The organism is Ketobacter sp., assembly GCF_003671495.1.
In the GTDB taxonomy this organism is placed as follows: domain Bacteria; phylum Pseudomonadota; class Gammaproteobacteria; order Pseudomonadales; family Ketobacteraceae; genus Ketobacter.
In genome coordinates this window covers 50,801-70,967 of the sequence record NZ_RCHN01000034.1, presented here as the reverse complement: position 1 = coordinate 70,967, position 20,167 = coordinate 50,801, and the positions used below count along the sequence as shown (strand labels likewise).

Here is a 20,167-nt window from a genome sequence, read left to right as displayed (position 1 = left end):
TCTGCATTCACTGTATTGTGCTTGGCCGTTGTCTTCCTGTGGAAGGCAACGGCCTTCGCCCAACCCATCCCTAACTTTGATTTGCCCCTGCTGGATAGGGCTGGAACCCTGAGCCTGGCAGACGTCAAAGGCAAGGTTGTGTATCTGGACTTCTGGGCCTCATGGTGCGGGCCCTGTGCGGTGTCCCTGCCGGAGTTGGAAAAGTTGCGGCGCCGGTTTCATCCCCAGGGATTCGAAGTGGTGGCCATCAACCTGGACAATTCGCAGGAAGATGCGCGGCGTTTTCTCCGGGATAAACAAATCAGCTATCCCATTTTATTTGACCGTCAACAGCGGACCCCCGAACAGTTCGGCGTGGCGGGCATGCCCACGGCGTTCCTGCTGGACCGGCAGGGTCGCTTGAGGGAAACCCATACCGGATTCAAACCGGGGGATACGGAAAAACTCACGAAGATGATTCAGCAACTATTGCAGGAAGAGGGGAGTTAATGACGAGACATTATCGTTGGCTAGTGGCCTGTTGTGTCAGCGCCGGTTTATTAGCCGGGTGTGAAACCGCGCCGGTAAAAGCCTGGCAGCGGGGTGACCTGGCCCGTACCGAAATGGCCTGGCAACCGGACCCTATGGAGTCTGCGTTTCGGGATCACGTATATACGTCTAAAGAGGGCGCTTCCGGCGGTGTGGGCACCGGCGGTGGTGGTTGTGGTTGTTACTAGTAAAGAGAACGCATGAATAACAATAAAAGAAATCCCGGGGCATTGGCTGCGTTGACTGGGGCGGCGCTGGCGTTGCCGGCCATTGCGCAACTGGCACAGGCGGCGGAAATGCCCACCAAAACAGAAATCGGCTATCGCTATTCCGATTACCAGGAAGACGATGTGGACGCCGACAAGGTGCTGGTGGGCAGCACAGAACGCTACGACATCAATACTCATCAGTTTAAACTGGTGGCGCCGCTGGGGGAGCGTACCTCGCTCACTGTGGATGCCATGTATGAAACCATGACCGGTGCTTCGGCCATGAGTGTGGTGCAAACACCCCAGGGTGAATCCATGCTGATCATGACCGGAGCCAGCATCAAGGAAGAGCGCACCGATGTGTCGGCTGAGTTACGTCGCTACGACAATGCGGGCAGCAAAGCCGTCGCTTTCGGCTACTCCACCGAGGACGATTATGAGGCCATCAATGGCAGCCTGGATATGGAGCGGGATAGCGCCGATGGCGTCACCACCTGGTCCGGAGGGCTCGGGTTCTCCTATGATGAGTTGGAGCCGGTCCAGGAACCGGGCATCAACCGGGTCACCTCGGAAGACCGCTGGTTTATCAATGGTTATGTGGCGCGGGCCAAAGTGCACAGCCCGGTGTGGCAAACCCAGGTGGGTCTCTATCTTGGACTGTACGACGGCTATCTGGATGACCCCTATCGCAGCCGCGATATCCGCCCCGACAGCCGGCAGCAGGTGGCGATATCCGCCCGTTCCCGTTATTTTCTCACCGGCATAAAGGCGGCCCTGCACGCCGATTACCGCTATTACTCCGATGACTGGGGCGTTGCCGCCCATACCCTGGAGTTGGCCTGGCATCAGACCATCACCACCGGGTTGCGGGTTTCACCCCGAATCCGCTACTACTCACAAAGCCAGGCGGATTTTTATGTGGAAGCGGACAGTGGAACCCGGGACGGGGATCAGTCATCGGACTATCGCCTGTCGCCCTATGGTGCCATCGCCTATGGCTTGGGATTGGGATACTATCAACCCAATTACAGCCTGCTGCTGTATGTTGAGCAGTACGACAGTGATGCTGATTACGCGTTGAAGTCGGTGTCCACTGCCAATCCGTTCCTGGTGGATTACACCTTGATGACCGTTGGAATGGATTATCGTTTTTAAGTTCCGCCAATAAAGTGATCATCAGCAAGAGGGGGTACAGGTGCCGAAGCGGGAATACCACAAGCATGCCTTCCACGCCATGGGCTCCCCCTGCACCCTGCACCTGTACCTGGACGCGACCGCCAACGCGGATGCCGTGATCCAGACCGTGGAGTGTGAGGTGCTGCGCCTGGAACAGAAATTCTCCCGCTATCGTAACGACAGCCTGGCGGCTGACATCATGCAGGCCGCCGCCCGCGGTGGGTCCATCGAAGTGGATGCCGAATCCGCGGGCTTACTGGATTATGCGGCCACGCTTTGGCAGCAGAGCGACGGTTTGTTTGATATCACCTCCGGCCTGTTGCGGCGGGTGTGGGATTTCAAGTCCGGGCGCGTTCCCAGCGCGCAGGCAGTGTCAGACATTCTGCCCCACATCGGCTGGGACAAGCTGGACTGGAACAATCCAGTACTGGGCTTTCCCCACGCCGGCATGGAAGTGGACTTCGGTGGCTACGTGAAGGAATACGCGGCCGACAGTGCGGCGGCGGTGGCCCGGCAGCAAGGGGTGGAGCATGGCCTGATTGAATTGGGCGGCGATATCCGGGTGATCGGGCCCCATCCGGATGGCAGACCCTGGCAAGTGGGGGTGCGGCATCCCCGACTGGAAGGGGCGGTGTTGGCGCAGGTGGCCCTGGAGCAGGGCGCTGTGGCCAGCAGTGGGGATTATGAGCGGGCCATGGTGGTGGATGGCAAGCGTTATGGCCACATCCTCAACCCCAAGACCGGTTGGCCGGTGCGGGGGTTGATGGCGGTCACGGTGCTGGCAGAGCACTGCCTGCTGGCAGGCACGGCCTGTACCGTTGCCATGTTAAAAGGTGAAGAAGGCCCGCCCTGGCTGGATCAGCTGGGGCTAACCTGGATGGCCATGGATGAGCACGGCGCGGTGCTGGGGAATCTGGCCTGAATCAGGGTGAGTCGGCCCAGGCATCCGCCGCGTAATTGCCGGGCACCAGTAGCGTATCCCGCGCTTCAGCGGCGGTGTCGGGGTAATCCAGGGTGTAGTGCAGACCACGACTTTCTTTACGGGCAAGGGCGCAGCGGATGATGAGTTCGGCAATCTGCACCAGGTTGCGCAATTCGATCAGGTCGTTACTCACCTTGAAGTTGCCGTAATATTCCAGGATCTCCTGCTTCAGCAGATTGACCCGGTGAGTGGCCCGTTGCAGGCGTTTGTCGGTGCGCACAATGCCAACATAGTCCCACATGAAGCGTCGCAGCTCTTCCCAGTTGTGGGAGATCACCACCGCTTCATCGGAGTCGGTCACCTGGCTTTCATCCCAGCTGGGAATGGCGGGCATATCTGGCGCCGATCCCAACAAATCCCCGATATCCTTGCTGGCGGAAATGGCAAATACCATGCATTCCAGCAACGAGTTGCTGGCCATGCGGTTGGCGCCGTGCAGCCCGGTGAAAGCAGTCTCGCCGATGGCATACAAGCCGCCCAGGTCGGTGCGGCCGCGCAGGTCCGTCAGCACCCCGCCGCAGGTGTAATGGGCTGCCGGCACCACCGGGATGGGTTCCTGGCAGATGTCGATACCCAGGCTTTTGCAGCGATCGTAGACCGTGGGAAAGTGACTGCGGATGAAGTCCTTGGGCTTGTGGCTGATGTCCAGATACAGGCAATCCACCCCCAGCCGTTTCATCTCATGGTCAATGGCGCGGGCCACAATGTCCCGGGGAGCCAGTTCGCCCATCTCATGGAATCGATCCATAAAGCGTTCGCCGCTGGGCAACCGAAGCAGGCCGCCTTCACCACGAATGGCTTCAGTGATGAGGAAGGAGCGCGCTTCCGGGTGGTAAAGGCAGGTGGGGTGGAACTGGTTGAACTCCATATTGCCCACCCGACAACCGGCGCGCCAGGCCATGGCAATGCCGTCGCCGGTGGCTACGTCGGGGTTGGAGGTATATAAATAGGCCTTGCTGGCACCGCCGGTGGCCAGCAGCACGAACTTGGCTTCGTGCACTTCCACCTCGAGGGTTTCATTGTTCAGCACATAAGCCCCAAATACCCGTTTGCCCCGCAACCCCAGCTTCTGGCTGGTGATCAGGTCGATGGCGACACGGGATTCGAACAGGCTGACGTTCTCCTGCTGCTGGACCTTCTCGATCAGGGTACTGGAGATGGCAAAGCCGGTGGCGTCTGCCGCATGGATCACCCGCCGGTGACTGTGGCCACCTTCCCGGGTCAGGTGGTATTCGCGCCGGCCGTCGTCGTGGATTTCCCGGGTGAAGCCCACGCCCTGGCGGATCAGCCAGCGAATGGCGTCGGGACCGTTCTCCACGGTAAAGCGTACGGCATTCTCCCGGCATAAGCCGCCCCCCGCTATCAGGGTGTCATTGATGTGGGCCTCCACGGAATCCCCTTCATCCAGCACCGCCGCCACGCCGCCCTGGGCATAAAAAGTGTTGGCGGCGGTGAGTGGCCCCTTGCTGAGTACCCCCACCTTGCTGAAGGGGGCCAGGTGCAGGGCGGCTGTCAAACCGGCAGCGCCACTGCCGATGATCAGAATATCGTGCTTGAATCGAGTCATGGAGGTCTTTCCGGCGGATCACCGCCAAATACTGTTATAAAGGCTGCCTGTTGGGCCGCGAAAAGGGCTATTATAGCGCCACAACCCCGGTGGCGCGCCAGTTTATACACGGAGAGTCCACGCCAAGCGGGCATTCCGCCCAGATGCGGAAAACACAACCCGGGCGGCAGGGTCGCGGAACTTTGCCCGCTGCTACGGGTCTTTATACATATGCTCCCGTAAATCGTAGTTGGGGGCCGGAATGGGGAGTTTTGATAAATGGCTGAGCGTCATCCCGATCAGCTGTTGGTAGAGCGTGTACAGAAAGGTGATAAAAGAGCCTTTGACTTACTGGTAAAGAAATATCAACACAAGGTTCTGGCCGTGATCAGCCGCTTTGTGAGAGACCCGGACGAGGCCATGGATGTGGCACAGGACGCCTTTGTAAAAGCGTATCGGGCTCTGGATCGTTTTCGCGGAGACAGCGCGTTTTATACCTGGATCTACCGCATTGCCGTGAACACGGCCAAGAACCATTTGGTATCGAAGGGGCGCAGGCCACCGGACACGGATGTGGAAGTCAGTGACGCAGAATACTACAGCGGTGGCGATGCCTTGCATGAATCCGCCGATCCCGAGAAAGAGTTGATGCGGGATCAGCTGGAGCAGGTTGTGTACGAGGCATTGCGTGAATTACCTGATGATTTGCGAACTGCGGTGACATTACGCGAATTTGATGGTCTTAGTTATGAAGAAATTGCGGAAGTCATGGATTGCCCGGTAGGGACAGTCCGATCCCGGATCTTCCGGGGGCGGGAAGCAATCGATAAGCGTATCCAGGCCATGCGGGTGTGAACCTGTACTGCCCGGGTCATAAAGTCACAAAGTAAGTATCAAGCAGGCTAAAGAGCAGGTTAAAAGGTTATGAGTATGGGTAACAAAGACCTGGACAGGAACGCGGAAGAACTCTCGGCGTTGATGGATGGTGAAGTCAGTGAGCTGGAATTGCGACGGGTGCTGAACAGCATCGAACAGGACCAGGCATTATGCCGGAAGTGGAGTCGCTACCAGTTGGCCAGTGCGGTGATACGCCGTCAGACCGGCGGTCAGGCGCAATCCTGGATGGATGTGGACATCTCCGCCCGGGTCCAAATGGCCCTGGAGCAGGAGCCCGAGCTCTCCACCCCCAAAGCAGGGCGCAATGCTGTCGCCACCTTTTTAAGTAAGCCTCTGGCCAATGTGGCGGTGGCCGCGTCGGTGTCGGCGGCGGTGATCCTGGGTTGGCAGAATTTTGCGGCAGGGCCGTCCGTGCAGCAGGTGCCCGCGGTGGCGTCCTCATCCGTCACCCTGACCCCGCGGGCCCTCACCAGCAACAGCCCCATTATGGCGGTTTCCCAAAGCAACGCCGGAGCCAGCGTTAACCGCGTCATGCAGCCGGAGATGATTCGCTACAACCCTGAGCTGGATGATCGTCTGAACTACTACCTCCTATCCCATTCCAGTAATGCGGCCGTCAATACCGCGGCTGGCGTCACACCCTATGCCCGAGTAGTGACCATCAAACCGTCCCAGAAGAGCGCGCCTGCGGTTAATGCGGGGCAGTAGCGGCATGATCAGCTGGTGCTTCAGGTTGTCCCCCCTGATACTGATGGGGGCGTTGCTGGTTCCGGTGGTTTATGCGGCGGACCAGTCGGCACAGGACTGGTTGATTGCCAAGCTGGAAACCGGCAAGCAATCCAGTTTCAGTGGCCACTCCGTGTTGTTGTCCGGCGGCCAGCTGGTGTCTCTCAAGGTCTACCATGCGCCCATTGAAGGTGAGGTGTGGGAGCGGGTGGTGCACATGAGTGGTGAGCCAGCCGAAATCATCCGCAAGGGCAGTTCGGTTTACTGCCTGCATCCCCAGCAGTCCACAGGTATGGCGGTGAACTCCCCCATTCGCCGCTGGAATGCCCTGGAGAAGGGTATGCAGTCGGTCTCCCGGTATTATCGCTTCGAACGCTCCGGTATGGAGCGGGTGGCGGGCCGGGAGGCGATGCGCCTGAACCTGGAGCCCATGGACAGCCATCGTTACGGCTACAGCCTGTGGGTGGATGCCGAATCCGGTGTGCTGTTGCGCACCCAGACGTTGCCCCCCAGCGGTGATCCGCTGGAGGTGTTTGAATTCGTCAACATTGAGCTGGACCAAACCCTCAGCGCTGGGGATTTTGAGCCCGGGGCAGGCCTGAACCGCAACCTGGCGGAGGGTGATATGCCCGTCCAGGGCAGCCAGACGCCGGCCCAGCACTGGACTCCGCAGTGGTTGCCAGAGGGTTTCGTGGAATCCCAGCGGGTAGCCCGCTTCCAGGGGCAGGGTGAGGTCACTACCCGGGCCTATACCGACGGTCTGGCCTCCTTTACGGTGTTCCATGAGCCCCGCCAGCAACCCATCAACGAGAATTCCAGCATGCGAGGCGCCACGGTGGCCGTGCATCGCAACCTGCCCGGAGCCATGATCACCGTGGTGGGGGAAATCCCCCTGGACACTGCTGAGCGCATCGCTGCCAGTGTAAAACCCTTGGCTGATGCCCACTGATTGGATACAGTGAGGCTTCATTCTCTCCCTGTGGCGAAGTCATGATTGAAGAAACCGGCCGGGTGGTGGCCACAGACCCAGGATTCGCCTGGGTCGAAACAATCCGTCAGTCTGCCTGTGACAGTTGCTCGGCGAAAGCAGGGTGCGGTCACAGCTCGTTGGCCAAGCTGGGACGAAACGCCATTCATATGCAGGCACTGTGCGACATCGATGTGGCCATTGGCGACCAGGTGATTGTGGGCGTGCCGGAAGAAATCATGGTGAAGAGCTCCCTGCTGGCTTACCTCATGCCCTTGCTGGCCATGTTGGTGGCGGTGCTGCTGGCAGACGCCGGTTGGGGGGAGGATCTGATTACTGCCCTGGCAGGATTGGCCGGGCTGGCGCTGGGCTTTGTTGCGCTGCGCTGGCATTTCCACCGCAATCGACACGATGAACGCTATCAACCTGTGGTACTGCGCCGACTCTGCGGCGGGCCTCAATAGCCGGGATTATTTCCTTATTTGTCAGACAGTTAATGCGGCGGTATTCATCTAATGCAAGGATGAGTGAAAATCGGTAGAATTGCCGCAGTTTTTCCCTATGACCCCTTTATTTGAAGTACACCGCGCCTGTGACAGACATCAGCCACATCAGAAACTTTTCCATTATTGCCCACATCGACCACGGCAAATCCACATTGGCAGACCGCTTTATCCAGGAATGCGGCGGCCTGACTGAGCGGGAGATGGCGGCACAAGTGCTTGATTCCATGGATATTGAGCGCGAGCGTGGGATCACCATCAAAGCCCAGAGCGTGACCCTGTATTACAAAGCCCGCAACGGCGAAAAGTACCAGCTGAACTTCATTGATACGCCCGGGCACGTGGATTTCTCCTACGAGGTGTCCCGCTCCCTGTCGGCCTGTGAAGGCGCCCTGTTGGTGGTGGACGCCGGTCAAGGGGTGGAGGCCCAGTCGGTGGCCAACTGCTATACCGCCATCGATCAGGGGCTGGAGGTCATGCCCGTACTGAACAAAATCGACCTGCCCCAGGCGGAACCGGAGCGGGTGAGCCAGGAGATTGAAGAGATCATTGGCATCGAAGCCACGGACGCCGCCCAGGTGAGCGCCAAGACCGGAATCGGGGTGCCTGATCTGCTGGAGCGCCTGGTGCATACCATCCCCGCTCCCCAGGGTGACCGCGATGGTAAATTGCAGTGCCTGATCATCGATTCCTGGTTCGATAACTACCTGGGCGTGGTGTCGTTGATCCGGGTAGTGCACGGCCGCATTCGTAAAGGCGAGAAGATTCTGGTGAAATCCACCCGCCGTGACCATGTGGTGGATGCCGTGGGAGTGTTTACCCCCAAGCAGCTGGAAACCGACGTGTTGGAAGCCGGCGAAGTGGGCTTTGTGGTGGCCGGCATCAAAGACATTCACGGAGCGCCGGTGGGGGATACCCTGACCCATTCGAAAACGCCGGATGTGCCCAGCTTGGCCGGGTTCAAGCGGGTCAAGCCGCAGGTTTATGCGGGCCTGTTCCCGGTCAGCTCTGATGATTATGAGCATTTCCGGGATGCCCTGGGCAAGTTGAGCCTGAATGACGCCTCCCTGCAGTACGAACCTGAAACTTCGGATGCATTGGGCTTTGGCTTCCGTTGCGGGTTCCTGGGCATGCTCCATATGGAGATCATTCAGGAGCGCCTGGAGCGGGAATACGACCTTGACCTGATCACCACTGCCCCCACAGTGGTCTATGAGCTGATGCTCAAAAGTGGTGAAGTGGTGCTGGTGGACAATCCCTCCGACCTGCCGGACCCGTCTAAGGTGGAGGAGTTCCGCGAACCCATTGCCGACGTGAATATCCTGGTGCCTCAGGAGTTTCTGGGCAACGTCATCACGCTCTGCGTGGAAAAGCGAGGGGTGCAGAAGAATATGCAGTTCATGGGCAAGCAGGTGGCGCTGCATTATGAGATTCCCATGAGTGAGGTGGTGCTGGATTTCTTTGATAAGCTGAAATCCACCAGTCGCGGCTATGCGTCGCTGGATTACACCTTCAAGCGCTTTGAGCCCAGCAATCTGGTGCGGGTGGATGTGATGATCAACGGCGAAAAAGTCGATGCCCTGGCCATCATCTGTCACCGGGATCAGGCTGAATACCGCGGCCGGGCCCTGACCGAGCGCATGAAGGAGCTGATTCCCCGCCAAATGTTTGATGTGGCCATTCAGGCCGCCATCGGCAGCAAAATCATCGCCCGCCAAACTGTGAAGGCCCTGCGCAAGAACGTACTGGCCAAGTGTTACGGTGGTGACGTCAGCCGCAAGCGCAAACTGCTGGAGAAGCAAAAAGAAGGTAAGAAGCGCATGAAACAGGTCGGCCGGGTGGAAATTCCCCAGGATGCGTTCCTGGCAGTGTTAAAGGTGGATAAGTAAAGAATGGATTTTGATTTTGCAATTGTTCTGGTGGCGTTGGTTGCCTTCACGGGGTTTTTCTATTTACTGGATCTGCTGGTACTGAAACGCAAGCGCAGTGCTGAAGAGGCCGCGCCCCAGTGGGTGGAGTTTCCGGCCTCTTTTTTTCCTGTGCTGGTGATTGTGCTGGTGCTGCGCTCGTTTCTGGTGGAGCCGTTCAAAATCCCCACCGGTTCCATGATCCCCACCTTGCTGGTAGGGGACTACATCCTGGTGAACAAGTTTGCTTATGGCCTTCGGTTGCCCATACTGGGCACGGAAATCATCCCCATTGGTGAGCCAAAAACCGGCGACATTATGGTGTTCAAATACCCCGAAAACCCCAGTATCAACTACATAAAGAGGGTGGTGGGTGTGCCCGGTGATGAAGTTCGTTATGAGAACAAGGTCATCTATTTGAACGGAGAGCCCGTCAATCAGCTGCTGGAAGCCCAACTTCCACCCGCTCAACCGCAAATTAAAATCTATAATGAGACACTGGGTGGCATTGAACACGACATTATGATCACCCTGGAACGGCCCGCTGAACGCGCCAAAACCTGGACTGTGCCGGAAGGGCACTACTTTGTGCTGGGAGATAACCGCGATAACAGCCGGGACAGCCGCTTCTGGGGGTTCGTGCCCGATAAGTATGTGGTCGGCAGGGCCTTTGCCATCTGGATGAGTATGCCGGGGTGGGTGCCCAGCTTTGAACGCAACCGTTTTGTGGAATAGACAGCGGGCTTCCGTTAGAGGTTATCACCATGCGCATGGACAAAAACAAGCAGATCGGCTCCTCAATGTACGCAACCATGTTCATCATTCTGGTGCTGATTTTCATTGCCGTCACGGCCATGAAACTGTGGGCGCCTTATTTTGATGATATGGCGGTGAAAACAGCGCTCAAGAATATCGCTGAGGAAGATACCACCCGCAGCATGGGCCCCAAGGAAATCCGGACCACCTTCAACAAGCGCCTTCAGGTCAATGGGGTGGAGCTGTCGAAGGATGAAATCATCATTCAGAAAGAAGACGGTGAGGTCACCATTCAGATCGTGTACGAACGCCGTGTTCCCCTGTACGGCAACATAGATGCCGTGCTGAGTTTCGATCACAGTGCCACCGTGCAATCCAAGCGTTGATGGACAAACACCTCACAGAGCTCTGCCGCACCATCGACTACCAGTTTCAGCGCCCGGAGCTGCTGGAACTGGCACTGACCCACCGCAGTTGTAACGGATCACACAATAACGAACGTCTGGAATTCCTGGGGGATTCCATCCTGAATTTCGTCATTGGCGAAGCGCTCTTTCAGAAGTTTCCCCAGGCCAGAGAAGGTCAGCTCAGTCGTTTGCGGGCCAGTCTGGTGAAGGGCGTAACCCTGACCAAAGTAGCCAAGCAGCTGCAGTTGGGGCCTTGCCTGCAATTGGGGCCGGGGGAGATGAAATCCGGCGGTCATCGTCGGGATTCCATTCTGGCAGATGCGGTGGAAGCCATTATCGGTGCGGTGTATCTGGACAGTGGCATGGTGCAGGCCAGGCAACTGGTGTTGAACTGGTTCCAGCAGCGTCTGGACGACATCACGCTGGAAGATACCACCAAAGACAACAAGACCCGCTTGCAGGAGCTGCTGCAGGCGCGCAAGTTGGGCTTGCCGGATTACGATATCGTGGATGTGTCGGGCAAATCCCATGCCCAGAATTTTGTTGTGAGTTGCAACGTGACTGAACTGTCTTTGTCCGCAGTGGCGGAAGGGCAGAGTCGACGCCAGGCCGAGCAGATTGCCGCTGGCAAGGTCCTGGCTGAACTGGAAGGTGATGAACATGTCGGATAATACGCGCTGTGGCTACGTGGCCATTGTGGGGCGGCCCAATGTGGGCAAATCCACCCTGATGAATCATCTGTTGGGGCAGAAAATCAGTATCACCTCCCGCAAACCCCAGACCACCCGTCACCGTGTCCTGGGCATTAAAACCGAAGGCAATGTGCAGGCAATCTATGTGGATACACCCGGCATCCACCAACAGGAACCGCGGGCCATTAACCGTATGATGAACCGTGCTGCCACCGGCTCGGTGAAAGACGTGGATGTGATTGTGATGGTGGTGGATGCCCTCAAGTGGAACGAGGGGGATGATCACGTGCTGCAGAAGCTGCGTTCCAACCGGGCGCCGGTGATTCTGGCCATCAATAAGCTGGATTCCATCGAGGACAAAGCCGCGTTGCTGCCCCATATTGAATCCCTGTCGCAAAAGCGGGACTTTGCTGCCATCGTTCCGATCTCGGCCCTGCGTAATCGCCAGCTGGAACAGTTGGAAGCCGAAATACACCAGCGCCTGCCGGAAAGCGAGTTCTTCTATCCCGAAGACCAGATCACGGACCGCTCCATGCGTTTTCTGGCGGCTGAAGCGGTGCGGGAGAAACTCATGCGGCAACTGGGCAAGGAGTTGCCTTACTCCTGCTCGGTGGAAATTGAAGAATTCGAATGCGAAAACAATGTCTGGCACATCAGCGCCCTGATCCTGGTGGAAAAAGCCAGCCAGAAGCGCATTGTGATTGGTGATAAAGGCGACCGCTTGCGCAAGGTAGGCACCGAGGCGCGACAGGACATCGAAACCCTGATGGATGCCAAGGTCATGCTCAAGCTGTGGGTGAAGGTCAAGAGCGGATGGTCGGACGACGAACGAGCCCTGCGTAGCCTGGGCTACGACGATGGCCAATACTGATCTGGGCTATCTGCTGCACAGTCGTCCCTACCGGGACAGCAGTGTCATCGGCGATTTTCTGCTGCAACATCATGGTCGGGTTTCGTTGCTGTACAAAGGCGTACGCAAAGCCGGTAAGCAGGGCGCCAAAGGCCGCCTGCTGCAGCCTTTTTCGCCTCTAGCGGTGGGGTTTGAGGGGCGCAATGAGCTGAAATCCGGTCGCCTGTTGGAAGCAGCCGGACCATCGGTGTTTCTGGTGGGAGCCCAGTTGTACAGCGGCCTGTATATCAATGAATTGCTGGTCCGTCTGCTGCATCGGGAAGAGGCCAGCGCCCCGTTATTTGCCTTTTACCAGCAGGTGATTCAGGCGTTGCGGACGGAACCCATCGAACCCATTCTGCGCCGCTTCGAACGGCAGTTGCTCGCCGAGCTGGGATACGAGCTGACCCTGCTGTGGGATGCTGAGGGCGAGGCCATTCGCTCACAACAGCATTACCTTTATGTGCCGGACCAGGGGTTTGTCCCCACCTCGCCGTTGACCCTGGAGCAACCGCTGCGTACCCGCTGCTTCAGTGGTGAGCACTTGCTTGCCATCGAGCGTCACGCTTATCATGATTCGGAGGTGGCGCAAGCGGCGAAAAGGTTGAGCCGGCTGGCGTTGGCGCCTCATTTGGGGGACAAACCCTTGCATAGCCGCGAGTTGTTCAAGCAGCTGTCACCCTGACATCAACGATCATTCATCCTGAACCAGGCGATAAAGCTTAAATATTCCAATTCAGGCATTACAGTTCAGTCATCAACATGCAAAGGTTATCTTCGTGCAGAATCAACACAAGCGAATTCTATTGGGTGTGAACGTGGATCATATTGCCACCTTGCGGCAGGCCCGAGGTACGCGCTATCCGGACCCGGTCCAGGCAGCCATGGTGGCCGAAGAAGCCGGAGCCGACGGCATCACCGTGCACCTGCGGGAAGATCGGCGGCACATCCAGGAACGGGATGTGCGGGTGATGATGGAGACATTGCAGACCCGCATGAATCTGGAAATGGCGGTGACTGAGGAAATGATTGAATTTGCCTTGTCGGTGGCGCCCGCCCACTGTTGCCTGGTGCCGGAAAAGCGGGAAGAACTGACCACCGAGGGTGGCCTGGACGTGGCCGGGCAGCTGGACCGGATTCAGGATGCGGTCTCCCGTCTGGCGGCAGCAGGCATCGAAGTATCCTTGTTCATTGACGCTGACGAAGAGCAAATCAGGGCGGCCAAACAATCCGGTGCTCCGGTCATCGAGATCCACACCGGCGCCTACGCGGATGCTGAAACCGAACAGGCCCAGTTGGCAGAGCTGGAGCGGATTAAAAAAGGAGTGGCATTGGGCAGTCGCCTGGGGTTGGTGGTGAACGCCGGTCACGGGTTGCATTACCACAACGTGGAGCCCATCGCCGCCATTGCCGATATTAACGAGCTGAACATTGGCCACGGGATTGTGGCGCGTGCGCTGTTCAGTGGGTTGGGTGAGGCGGTGAGAGAGATGAAACGGCTCATGTTGCAGGCCAGTCGATGATTGTCGGCATCGGCACCGATATTGTGACCATCAGCCGCATGGACGACAAGTTGTCCAGCAATGGCAACCGCTTTGCCCAGCGCTTGCTGACCGAGTCGGAGTATGCGGAGTTTGAAAGCAAGCAGAATGGTGCGGCCTATCTGGCTAAACGCTTTGCCGCCAAGGAAGCCGTGGTGAAAGCCATGGGCACCGGGTTTGCCGATGGCATCACCTGGAAGCAGATCACCGTATGCAATGATGAAAAGGGCGCACCTTTCATTGAGCTCACGGGCCCGGCCCATGAAAAAGCCAAGGCGCTGGGGGTGGCGCGGGTGCATTTAAGCCTGTCGGATGAAAAAGAACACGCCGTGGCGTTTGTGATTCTGGAGTCCTAGCCCGCGATCAGTGGGCCGCCATATCCCGATTCTGTTCACACCATTCAATCACCCGGTCCACTTCGTTGAGCAGGGAGCTGGCCAGTACCCGAACCGCGTCGAAGTTCTCCAGCTTGAGATTTTCTTCCAGGGCCTGGGAGGCCTCCTGCAGGTAGGGCACGCCGGTATAGCGGGTGGCGCCATGCAGTTTGTGGACGACCTCCTGCAGGGTTTCAAAATCCTCATCCTCCAGCAGTACCCGGATGCTGTCTTTATCCTTCAGCAGGGATGCAAACAGCATCTCCAGCATTTCCTCCGCCAGGTCCTCTTTGTTGTTGGCCAGCTTCAGGCCCAATGCCATATCCACCGGTTCGTGAGCGGCGGGGCTGGCGGGTGTTTCCGGCTCCGCCTCTTCCTCGGCCTGCAGATTGACACCGGTCCACTTGTGGATGATGTGCATTAACTGGGCTTCGTTGATGGGCTTGGTGACGTAGTCGTCCATCCCGGAATTGAGCAGGGCATGCTTCTCACTGGCCAGGGCGTGGGCGGTTACGGCGATGATGGGGGTGTGGGTCTCCCGGGCCTCCATAGCGCGAATACGACGGGCCGTTTCGACACCGTCCATCACCGGCATCTGAATGTCCATCAATACCAGGTCGAAGCTGCGTTGCTCGATCTGGTGCAGGGCCTTCATGCCACTGTCGCAGGCGGTGACCGATACGTTCAGGTCTTCCAGCAGGGCGCACAGCAGTTTCAGGTTGGCCGGGTTGTCGTCCACGGCGATGATGTTCAGGTCGGCGGCGGTCAGCGCCTCCAGGGACGCCGTGACTTTGTCGCTTTCCCGGGCACCGGTATCGAAGGCATCGGATTCCAGCAGGGCTCCCAGTACCTCATAGGCTTTTTGCTGGCACAGGGGTTTGGTAATCAGGGGCAGCTGCTTGCCTTCCAGCAGCTCCGCCAGGGTGGTCTGGTCCGCCGGGTTGCCATGCAGCACGATGGGAATGCCATGGTGGTTCAGTTTGCACAATTGGGTGACATCGGTGTACTGGGGTTTCTGGGCGTTGACCCCCAGGATCACCGCATGGGGCAGGGTGCTGTCCCGGGAACGCAGCAGGTTGGTCAGTGCCCCGATATCAGAGTACTCCAGCACCTCGATCTTGCGTTTTTGCAGGGTGTTGCGCAGGTTGGCCCGCACCGTGGCGTTGGCGTCGCAGATGGCGATCTTGCAGCTTTGGTTGATGATCAGCGGTACGTAGGCGGCATCCTTGTTGTGGACCTTGGCGCGGAAGGTGAACCAGAATGTGGAGCCTTGGCCCGGTTCGCTCTCCAGGCCGATTTCCCCCCGCATCTGCTCCACCAGGTGTTTGGAGATCACCAGCCCCAGACCGGTACCCCCAAAACGGCGGGCGGTGGTGGTGTCGGCCTGGCGGAAGGCGCTGAACAGGGCCCGCTGCTGTTCCTTGGTCAGGCCGATGCCGGTGTCGGACACGGTGACCTTGATGGTGGCCATGTCGTCCTTCTGGTCGTCCAGCATTACCCGGATCACCACTTCCCCATGTTCGGTGAACTTGATGGCATTGTTCACCAGGTTGGTCAGGATCTGCTTCAGGCGCAGGGGGTCGCCGATGACCCCGGTGGGCACGTCGGAATAGAACAGGCTGACCTGTTCCAGGTGCTTTTCGTAGGCCAGGGGGGCCAGCATGGTGAGCACGTCCTCCACCACCTCCTGGAAGTTCAGGGGAATCTGGTCCAGCACCAGTTTGCCGGCCTCGATTTTGGAGAAGTCCAGGATGTCGTTGATGATGGAGAGCAGGCTTTCTGAGGACTTTTGGATAGTGTCCAGATAATCCCGTTGGGTCAGGGAAATATCGCTTTTCAACAATAGGTTGGTGAAGCCGATGATGCCGTTCAATGGGGTGCGGATTTCATGGGACATGTTGGCCAGGAACTCGGACTTGATGCGGCTGGCCTCCAGTGCCTCTTTGCGGGCTAGGTCCAGCTCGATGTTCTGGATTTCGATGGTTTCCAGGGTTTCCCGCAGGTCTTCGGTGGCCTGGTCCACGTTTTGTTGCAGCTCCTGCTGGCCTTCCAGGATGGAGGACCCCAGCTGGTTGAGCGCAGACTGCAGGGCCCGCAATTCACCGTAGGCATCCTCTTTCAGCCTTACTTCGAGGTTGCCGCTGCCCATATCCGTAAGCGCATTATTGATGCCTTCCACCACCCGGCCAATGCCGTTGGCAAAGCGCAGGGCCACGGCGCCGCTGACCGCCAGGGCCAGGATCAAAAGCACGACGGTGTACAGCAGGCTGCGGTATTTGGCGATGACCAGGTTGGAGCGGTCAATCTCCACTTCCAGCCAACCGGCATTGGCTTCGCCTCCTGCCAGGGGATGGTAGGAGGAGGCCGGGAAAATGGGATGAATGACCCGCAGGGTGGTGTCGGTGAGTCGGTGGGTGGCATGTTTGTAGCCCGGGTCTGGCAGCAGGGCGACGCCTTCCGGCAGGGGGCGCATTTTGGGGCCGGCGCGGGTGATCAGGGTGCCGTCCACTTCATGAATCGCCACCGAGCGTACGTTGTCCTCTTCCAGAATGCGTTGGGCGTAGAACGGCAGGGTGTGGCCCTGACGCTGGGTCATGCTTTCAAAAATGCCATGGGAAAACGCGGCGGCGATCATTTCGCCCTGGTTCTCCAGGGATTCGTCCAGTTCACTGAAACGCTGCAGGGTGAACAGGCTCGCCAGCACCAGGCCGATGACCAACACCGGCACCAGACTGATGGTCAGTGCTCGGGAGCGTAATCCCATGCCTTTCAATAGGTTAAATCGTTCTTTTGGCTTCACGTTGTGCGACCGATGGCTTTCTGATCAGTATAGCCATCTTCTCCTTATCCAGTCCCTGTGCTGTGGCGGCGCGGTAATAAAAAATCAGTAATATTATGCGTCTTGCACCCGTGCAGGGTACAATAAGGCCCCGCTTAAACAAACAGTTAATCGGAACAATGCATTATCCCACGATTGAAGATTTTGTAGGAAATACGCCACTGGTGCGTTTGCAGCGCCTGCCGGGGGACACCAGCAATACCATTTTGGTCAAGCTGGAGGGGAATAACCCCGCTGGTTCCGTAAAAGACCGGCCGGCCCTGAGCATGATCCAGCACGCAGAAGAGCGGGGGCACATCAAGCCCGGCGATACCCTGATTGAGGCCACCAGTGGCAACACCGGGATTGCCCTGGCCATGGCGGCGGCCATCAAGGGCTATCGCATGGTCCTGATTATGCCGGACAACATGAGCGCAGAGCGTCGGGCGGCCATGTCCGCTTACGGTGCTGAGCTGATTCTGGTGTCCAAAGAGCAAAGTATGGAAGGTGCACGGGATCTGGCGGACCAAATGCAGCGGGAAGGCAAAGGTCTGGTGTTGGACCAGTTCGCCAATCAGGATAACCCCCTGGCCCACTACGACAGCACCGGCCCCGAGATCTGGCGGGACACCGAAGGCTCAATTACCCACTTTGTCAGCGCCATGGGCACCACGGGCACCATTATGGGCACGTCCCGCTACCTGAAGGAAATGAATCCAGACATCCAGATCGTTGGCCTGCAGCCCCGGGAAGGCGCTTCCATTCCCGGAATTCGCCGTTGGCCGCAAGAGTACCTGCCCAAGATTTTCGACGCGTCCCGGGTGGATCAGGTGATTGATATCGGCCAGCAGGACGCCGAAGTCACCATGCGTCGCCTGGCCAGCGAGGAGGGCATCCTGTGTGGCGTATCTTCCGGTGGGGCAGTGGCCGGGGCGTTACAGTTATCCAGCCAGTTGGAGAACGCCGTCATCGTGGCCATCATCTGCGATCGTGGCGATCGCTACCTCTCCACGGGCGTGTTTGACCCGGCCTGATCATGAATGTACTGGTCTTTGATATAGAAACCGTTCCGGATGTCGAGGGCGGCAGGCGTGTCTTCGGTCTTGACGGCCTGGAGGATGCGGCTGCGGCGGAAGCCCTGTTCAATCTGCGGCGCCAGGAAACCGGTAACGATTTTCTGCGTCACCACCTGCAGCGCATTGTCGCCATCTCCGCTGTGTTCCGCTCCCGCGACCAGATTGCGGTCTGGAGCCTGGGGGATGAACAGGCGGATGAAAAAACCATTCTGGAAAAGTTCTTCGCCATCATCGAGCGTTATTCCCCCACCCTGGTGAGTTGGAATGGTTCCGGCTTTGACCTGCCAGTGCTGCATTACCGGTCTCTGCTGCATGGGGTGGCCAGTCCGCGCTATTGGGATCAGGGCCAGGATGACCGCGATTTCAAATGGAACAATTATTTAAGCCGCTATCACGATCGCCATACCGACTTGATGGACCTGCTGGCACTGTACAACAACCGGGCCTTTGTACCCCTGGACCAGATGGCGGCGTTGCTGGGCTTTCCCGGCAAGATGGGTATGAGCGGCGCCAAGGTCTGGGATGCGTTCCAGGCTGGGGATATTGAGGGCATCCGCAATTACTGTGAGACGGACGTGCTCAACACCTGGTTGGTGTACCTGCGTTTCCAATTGATCCGCGGGGTCATCATGGAGGAAGGTTACCGGATGGAGCTGACGTTGGTGCAGGACTACCTGCAGCGGGAAGAGCGCCCGCATTTCAAAGAATTTTTGCAACAATGGCAGGCTGCGGGCGTCACACCCCGGAGCCCAGGCCCGGCGGCGCAATAACCCGCGGTCATCGGTGCAACCGGTTGCAATAAGCAAGATGAATTAAGATTAGTTAAGGTTCTGCTGTACATGGCCAGAAGAAAACGCAAACAATCCCTGCCCGTCGACCCGGTGACCATCGACATCACCGCCTTGAGTCATGACGGCCGGGGTATCGGTCGCATTGAGGGCAAGACTACCTTTGTGGACAGTGCCCTGCCGGGCGAAACCGTTCGCTTCGTGTATACGCAGAAGCGCGGCAAGTTCGATGAAGGTCGCGCCGTGGAAGTGCTCCAGGCCAGCCACGACCGGGTTGCGCCCCGTTGTGCCCAGGCGGATATTTGTGGCGGCTGTAGCCTGCAGCACATGAGCCCGCAGGCCCAGATTGAGATGAAGCAGGGCGTGCTGCTGGAACAGTTGCAGCACTTCGGTGCGCTGCAGCCGCAGGAAGTGTTGCCGCCTATGACCGGCCCTATTTACGGTTACCGCCGTAAAGCCCGTCTGGGGGTGAAGTTCGTCATCAAGAAAGAGGCGGTACTGGTGGGCTTCCGGGAAAAACGCAACAGCTTTCTGGCGCAGATCGATCAGTGTCATGTGCTGGCGCAAGAGGTGGGCCTGCGGTTCCCGGAACTGAAGGCGCTCATCATGTCCCTGGACGCAAAGAATGCGCTGCCCCAGATCGAAGTGGCGAAGGGGGATGATAGCGTTGCCCTCATCGTGCGGCATCTGGAACCATTGAGCGAAGCGGACCAGCAGCGCTTGCAGGCCTTCTGTGAGCAGCATGCATTGCAGCTTTATTTGCAGCCCGGCGGCAACCACACTGTGCACAAGGTGTGGCCTCAGGGAGAGGAACGCCTGCACTACCGCCTGCCCCAGTTTGATCTGGAAATGAAATTCCATCCCACGGATTTCACCCAGGTAAACCAGGAGATCAACCAGGACATGATTGCCCGGGCGCTGGAGTTCATGGACGTGCAGCCGGGCGAGCGTATCCTGGATCTGTTTTGTGGCCTGGGGAATTTCACTCTGCCACTGGCCACCCGGGCGGCGCAGGTGGTGGGCGTGGAAGGGGATGACGCCATGGTGGTGCGGGGGCGGGAGAACGCTGCGCACAATGGCTTGGATAATGTGGCGTTTTACGGGGCTGACCTGACCCAGCCGTTCGATGACCAGCCCTGGGGGCAAGGTGGCTTCGACAAAATCTTGATTGACCCGCCGCGTTCCGGCGCGTTGGAGATCGTCTCGAAGATGACGGTGTTCAAACCCCGGCGCATCGTGTATGTGTCCTGCAATCCCGCCACCCTGGCGCGGGATGCCGGTGAGTTGAAGAAGCAGGGTTACAAATTACTCAAGGCGGGTGTGATGGATATGTTCCCCCACACCACCCACGTGGAATCCATCGCCGTATTTGAACCGGAATAATC

At 58.3% G+C, this 20,167-nt stretch carries 21 protein-coding genes; 19 read left to right on the top strand and 2 right to left on the bottom strand.

What is annotated here, in order from left to right; translation table 11 throughout:
* Positions 1-21 precede the first annotated feature (21 nt).
* The 4 genes from D9N14_RS16605 to D9N14_RS16590 are packed head-to-tail and all read left to right on the top strand — an operon-like array spanning position 22 to position 2,835.
* Entirely contained in the window at positions 22-489 is a 468-nt protein-coding gene (locus tag D9N14_RS16605) for a TlpA family protein disulfide reductase (RefSeq protein WP_290581770.1), read from the top strand.
* Positions 489-716, top strand: coding sequence for a DUF4266 domain-containing protein (locus D9N14_RS16600; RefSeq protein ID WP_290581768.1), 228 nt, complete (start codon positions 489-491; stop codon positions 714-716). Before D9N14_RS16605 ends, D9N14_RS16600 begins: the two co-directional genes overlap by 1 nt.
* A 12-nt stretch (positions 717-728) precedes the next feature.
* Complete coding sequence (locus D9N14_RS16595) at positions 729-1,892, top strand: DUF3570 domain-containing protein (protein WP_290581766.1); 1,164 nt, start codon at positions 729-731, stop codon at positions 1,890-1,892.
* Positions 1,893-1,932: 40 nt separating this feature from the next.
* Entirely contained in the window at positions 1,933-2,835 is a 903-nt protein-coding gene (locus tag D9N14_RS16590; RefSeq protein WP_290581764.1) for an FAD:protein FMN transferase, read from the top strand.
* Between the two features lies 1 nt (position 2,836).
* Here D9N14_RS16590 and nadB read toward each other — a convergent pair whose 3' ends face one another.
* Positions 2,837-4,462 (bottom strand): L-aspartate oxidase, encoded by a 1,626-nt coding sequence (nadB, locus tag D9N14_RS16585; protein ID WP_290581762.1) that lies wholly within the window; start codon positions 4,460-4,462, stop codon positions 2,837-2,839.
* Positions 4,463-4,720: 258 nt separating this feature from the next.
* Here nadB and rpoE point away from each other — a divergent pair, with 258 nt between their 5' ends.
* From rpoE to acpS, 12 genes are all read left to right on the top strand, one after another.
* Positions 4,721-5,296, top strand: a complete 576-nt coding sequence (gene rpoE / locus D9N14_RS16580) for an RNA polymerase sigma factor RpoE (protein ID WP_290581760.1) — start codon at positions 4,721-4,723, stop codon at positions 5,294-5,296.
* A 69-nt stretch (positions 5,297-5,365) separates the two neighbouring features.
* Positions 5,366-6,046, top strand: a complete 681-nt coding sequence (locus D9N14_RS16575; protein WP_290581758.1) for a sigma-E factor negative regulatory protein — start codon at positions 5,366-5,368, stop codon at positions 6,044-6,046.
* Positions 6,047-6,050: 4 nt separating this feature from the next.
* A complete protein-coding gene (locus tag D9N14_RS16570) occupies positions 6,051-7,013 on the top strand; it encodes a MucB/RseB C-terminal domain-containing protein (protein ID WP_290581756.1) in 963 nt (320 codons plus the stop codon).
* 41 nt (positions 7,014-7,054) lie between these two features.
* On the top strand, positions 7,055-7,495 hold the full coding sequence (locus D9N14_RS16565; protein WP_290581754.1) for a SoxR reducing system RseC family protein: 441 nt from the start codon (positions 7,055-7,057) through the stop codon (positions 7,493-7,495).
* Between the two features lie 128 nt (positions 7,496-7,623).
* A complete protein-coding gene (lepA, locus tag D9N14_RS16560; RefSeq protein WP_290581752.1) occupies positions 7,624-9,423 on the top strand; it encodes a translation elongation factor 4 in 1,800 nt (599 codons plus the stop codon).
* Positions 9,424-9,426: 3 nt separating this feature from the next.
* On the top strand, positions 9,427-10,176 hold the full coding sequence (gene lepB, locus D9N14_RS16555; RefSeq protein WP_290581750.1) for a signal peptidase I: 750 nt from the start codon (positions 9,427-9,429) through the stop codon (positions 10,174-10,176).
* A 29-nt stretch (positions 10,177-10,205) separates the two neighbouring features.
* Positions 10,206-10,583, top strand: a complete 378-nt coding sequence (locus D9N14_RS16550) for a DUF4845 domain-containing protein (RefSeq protein ID WP_290581748.1) — start codon at positions 10,206-10,208, stop codon at positions 10,581-10,583.
* A complete protein-coding gene (gene rnc, locus D9N14_RS16545) occupies positions 10,583-11,275 on the top strand; it encodes a ribonuclease III (protein ID WP_290581745.1) in 693 nt (230 codons plus the stop codon). Before D9N14_RS16550 ends, rnc begins: the two co-directional genes overlap by 1 nt.
* Positions 11,259-12,167 (top strand): GTPase Era, encoded by a 909-nt coding sequence (gene era / locus D9N14_RS16540; RefSeq protein WP_290581743.1) that lies wholly within the window; start codon positions 11,259-11,261, stop codon positions 12,165-12,167. The genes rnc and era overlap by 17 nt, the downstream gene beginning before the upstream one ends.
* On the top strand, positions 12,154-12,870 hold the full coding sequence (gene recO / locus D9N14_RS16535) for a DNA repair protein RecO (RefSeq protein WP_290581741.1): 717 nt from the start codon (positions 12,154-12,156) through the stop codon (positions 12,868-12,870). Before era ends, recO begins: the two co-directional genes overlap by 14 nt.
* Before the next feature lie 94 nt (positions 12,871-12,964).
* Positions 12,965-13,708: a pyridoxine 5'-phosphate synthase gene (gene pdxJ / locus D9N14_RS16530; RefSeq protein ID WP_290581739.1), complete on the top strand. Its 744-nt coding sequence runs from the start codon at positions 12,965-12,967 to the stop codon at positions 13,706-13,708.
* Positions 13,705-14,082, top strand: a complete 378-nt coding sequence (gene acpS / locus D9N14_RS16525) for a holo-ACP synthase (protein ID WP_290581737.1) — start codon at positions 13,705-13,707, stop codon at positions 14,080-14,082. Before pdxJ ends, acpS begins: the two co-directional genes overlap by 4 nt.
* A gap of 7 nt (positions 14,083-14,089) precedes the next feature.
* Here the strand turns inward: acpS and D9N14_RS16520 are convergent, their stop codons facing one another.
* Positions 14,090-16,864, bottom strand: a complete 2,775-nt coding sequence (locus D9N14_RS16520; RefSeq protein WP_290581735.1) for a response regulator — start codon at positions 16,862-16,864, stop codon at positions 14,090-14,092.
* A gap of 131 nt (positions 16,865-16,995) precedes the next feature.
* Here D9N14_RS16520 and cysM point away from each other — a divergent pair, with 131 nt between their 5' ends.
* The 3 genes from cysM (at position 16,996) to rlmD (ending at position 20,165) form a co-directional block, all read left to right on the top strand.
* Positions 16,996-17,952 (top strand): cysteine synthase CysM, encoded by a 957-nt coding sequence (gene cysM / locus D9N14_RS16515; RefSeq protein ID WP_411267949.1) that lies wholly within the window; start codon positions 16,996-16,998, stop codon positions 17,950-17,952.
* Between the two features lie 2 nt (positions 17,953-17,954).
* Complete coding sequence (locus D9N14_RS16510; RefSeq protein WP_290581731.1) at positions 17,955-18,764, top strand: 3'-5' exonuclease; 810 nt, start codon at positions 17,955-17,957, stop codon at positions 18,762-18,764.
* A gap of 69 nt (positions 18,765-18,833) precedes the next feature.
* On the top strand, positions 18,834-20,165 hold the full coding sequence (gene rlmD, locus D9N14_RS16505) for a 23S rRNA (uracil(1939)-C(5))-methyltransferase RlmD (protein ID WP_290581729.1): 1,332 nt from the start codon (positions 18,834-18,836) through the stop codon (positions 20,163-20,165).
* Positions 20,166-20,167 lie beyond the last annotated feature (2 nt).